At 69.5% G+C, this 3,794-nt stretch carries 2 protein-coding genes; both read left to right on the top strand.

Annotation, left to right across the window (positions count from 1 at the left end):
* Positions 1-1,133 precede the first annotated feature (1,133 nt).
* A complete protein-coding gene (locus tag U9979_RS13970) occupies positions 1,134-1,922 on the top strand; it encodes an enoyl-CoA hydratase-related protein (RefSeq protein WP_322750183.1) in 789 nt (262 codons plus the stop codon).
* 38 nt (positions 1,923-1,960) lie between these two features.
* Positions 1,961-3,794, top strand: a 1,834-nt coding sequence (locus U9979_RS13965) for a mycofactocin system FadH/OYE family oxidoreductase 1 (RefSeq protein ID WP_322779710.1), incomplete at its 3' end; no start/stop codon positions are given.

The raw sequence follows: 3,794 nt of genomic DNA, 5'->3' as shown, positions 1-3,794 counted from the left end.
ATTCGGGTCGGACTCGTTGCCCGTCCGCGGTCGGCTGGGAATTCCACGTCGTGCCCGCACCCATCCCCGACGCACCCTGCACCACCATCGGCTGCGCACTGACGCTCGCCAACCGCATCGGCAGACTCAACGCCGCCCGACACGACCAATGTCGTGTCCACCGGCACCCAGCCCTCGCCCCGGCGGACTCGACGTATCCCGGAGAAACTCTCCACCGTCCACGTGCCAGTCGGATTCGCGAACGTCGACGTCGACTCCGTCCGCTCCGACGTGACCTCGATCTGACGGTTCTCCGCCCGCGCCGATCAGGTCCACGCCGATAAGAGCGCCCGGCAATAGGGGCGTGGATCAAGGAGCGGGACTGGGGTGCGTAGATCGCGAGGCGGAGGAGGCCCAGGTAGCGGTGTTCTACCTGGGCCGACGACAACGAAGCAAAATGCGTGCCCCAGCCCCGCGACGCCGCGTCCCCTATTGCCGGGCGCTCTAACGACCAGACGCCATCCACAGCCCGCGCAGCCAGCCAACCCGTGCACCGCACGTATCGGACGCCACGAGGGGAAACAGACACTGCCAGCAGGCAGCCGCCCACGCACCGCATCAGTCACGACATTGTTTTGCTGTAGATAATTGTTTCAGACGATCATCATGTTTTGATCCACGACAAGCGGGCCGCCCGCCTGGCCGCCATCCGCACAGAGACCGAAACCCGCAGGTCACAACCTCGCCGAGCCGGGCACCCCCGGACGCATCCCCGTGGTGGCACATCACCCATACGAGCCGCCATCCGATGTGCGCAAGACAACAATTCCAACACAAGAACAATTTATGATTGCCAACGTCTCGCCGGATGTTCATCCCGACAACACCCACGATCGAATGATCGAAAAAAGGGAACCGGGTAAACGACGATCTACCTCGACGCCGTGCCAGGGACCGGCCGAGGGGTCTGGGCGCTCTCGGGTGGACCATGCGCCAAGCGCACGATCACCTGCCGATGATCGCCCGCTGCCCGTGGTATGCACGTGGGCCCGACATCTGGTCTGCTGGATGCCGCACGAACACCGACGCGATCCGATCCGAACCCGAGGGAGTCCGGTATGACCGAAGTGCTCGGAGACGACCGGGTCGACACCGTGCGCTACGAGGTGACCGAAGGCGTTGCCACCATCACGCTGAATCGACCGGACAAGCGCAACGCGCTCACGCCGCCGATGGTGGATCGCTACGTCGAGCTGATGCGCGCGGCGGACGACGACCCGCGGGTACGCGCCATCGTGCTGACCGGCGCGGGTAAAGGCTTCTGCTCGGGTGCGGATCTCGGGCTGCTCGCACAGGGTGCGGAAACCCTGCGCGAGTTCCTGCCGGGCTCGGCCGCTACCGCAGACGCCGCCGTGTGCACGCCCAAACCAGTGGTGGCGGCCGTCAACGGTGCGGTCGCGGGCATCGGGTTCGGCCTGCTGCTGGGCGCGGACATCCGCTTCGCCAGCAAGGACGCGATCTTCACCACGGCCTTCGCCCGACTGGGACTGGTCGCCGAGTACAACGCATCCTGGCTGCTGCAACGGCTGGTGGGCCTGCCGAACGCCATGGACCTGCTGCTGTCAGGCCGCACGATAGATGCCGACGAAGCGCACCGCATCGGCCTGGTGCAACGGGTCGTCCCGGCGGGAACGGAACTCGGGGCTGCCTTCGACTACGCCCGCGACCTGGCCGCGAACTGTTCTCCTCGCTCGCTTACCGTTATCAAACAGCAGGTCTACGCCGATGCCGAGCGGTCCCGTGCCGAGGCGCTCGCGGCATCGGTGGAACTGATGGATGCGTCATTCGACTGGCCGGATCTTGCCGAGGCGATCCTCGCGCGGCAGGAGAAGCGCCCGGCGCGGTTCTCGGCGCAGGACGGCACGCATGCCAACGAAGCCTGACGAAGACTGAGGAAGACTGAGGACGTCTGAGGTCGACAATGCTGCTCACAGATCCATTCACGTTGGGTGGCCGGAACGCGCCGAGCCGGGTGCTGTTCGGGCCGCACGAGACCAACCTGTGCCATGGCCGGGCCTTCTCGTCGCGATCGGTGGCCTACTACGCCCGGCGGGCGGCCGGGGGCGTCGGCGTGATCGTGACGGAGGAGGCGTCGGTCCATCCGTCGGACTGGCCGTACGAACGGGCTCCCCTCGCCGCCGACTGCGGTGCGGGTTGGCGGGCGATCGCGGACGCGGTGCACCCGTACGGCACCGTGCTGGTCGCAGCGCTCGGGCACGCGGGTGGGCAGGGCAGCTCGGCGTACTCCCAGCGGGAGCTGTGGGCGCCATCGCAGGTACCGGAGGTGAACACCCGCGAGGTTCCCAAGTCGATGGAACCAGGCGACATCGACGCTGTCGTGCGCGGTTTCGCCGAGGCCACCCGTACGGCGATCGCCGCCGGCTGTGACGGTGTGGAGGTGAACGCCGGCCAGTACAGCCTGGTGCGCCAGTTCCTGTCGGGCCTGACGAACACCCGCGGCGACGACTACGGCACGGACCGGCTGCGGTTCGCGCAGGAGGTGCTGACCGCCACCCGCGCCGCGGCCGGGGACGCGATCGTCGGGCTGCGGCTGTCCTGCGACGAGCTGGCTCCGTGGGCCGGTGTCACCCCAGCGGCGGCGGTCGAGATCGCCCGCGCTCTGGCCGGGCTGTACGACTACCTGGTGGTGGTCCGCGGGTCGATCTTCACGGTGGCCGCGACCCGGCCGGACATGCACGTGGAGCCCGGCTTCAACCGCGAGCTCACCGCCACCATCCGGGCAGCGCTGAACGGCACGAACGGCACGGACAGCACGCAGGGCCCGGATGGTGGCGGCGTCCGCGCCGTCCCGGTCATCCTGCAGGGCAGCGTGGTGGACGTCGACATGGCGCAGGCGGCGCTCGCGGACGGCGTCGCCGACGCGGTCGAGATGACCCGGGCGCAGATCGCCGACCCGGAGCTGGTGGCAACCGTGCGGGCCGGCCGGGCCCCGCGTCCGTGCATCCTGTGCAACCAGGTGTGCCAGGTACGCGACAACCGCAATCCGCTGGTGTCCTGTGTGGGTGAACCGTCGTCCGGCCATGAGACGACCGACTCGCCGGTGGCCGGGCAGGCGCAGGTACCCGTTGCGGTGACGGTGATCGGCGGTGGGCCGGCCGGGTTGGAGGCCGCGCGGGTCGCGGTGCTGCGCGGGCATCACGTCACGCTGCTGGAACGCGGACCCCGCCTGGGCGGGGCGCTGGTGGCGGCGGCCGCGGGCGCGGGGCGGTCCCGGTTCACCCACCTCACCGACTGGTTGGAGGCGGAGTGCGCCCGGCTCGGGGTGACCATCCGCACCGGCATCGAAGCCGGCATCGAAGCCGGTCTCGAAGGCAACAGAGCAGCCGACACAGCAACGGGCACAGCAGCAGGCATCGAAGGGAGCACATCGCCAGCCGGCACCGCGGTGATCGTCGCGGTCGGTGGCCGGGACGGCGAGCAGCCCATCCCGGTCAGCGCGCCGACGCCTGAACCCGCTCCCGAGGTGTCCCTGGCCGGGGATGGTCCGGGTGGTCCGGATACGGCGGCGGTCGTGCTGAGCGCGCGGGCGTTGCTGACCGCGGCCGCGGCCGGGGTCGATCTGTTGCCGGCCGACGGTCCGGTGGTGGTGTGGGACCCGTTGGGTAACTCGACCGGGATCGCGGTCGCCGAGCGGCTCGCCGCGGCCGGCCGGGACGTCACGCTCGTCTCGCCGGATCTGGTGGTGGGCACGCAGCTGTCCCGCACCGGCGATCTGGCGCCGGCGAACGTCCGGC

The sequence above is a fragment of the Protofrankia sp. Cas4 genome, assembly GCF_963555915.1.
GTDB lineage: Bacteria > Actinomycetota > Actinomycetes > Frankiales > Frankiaceae > Protofrankia.
Note: the sequence above shows the minus strand (reverse complement) of the source record. Positions and strands in the feature narration are given on the sequence as shown.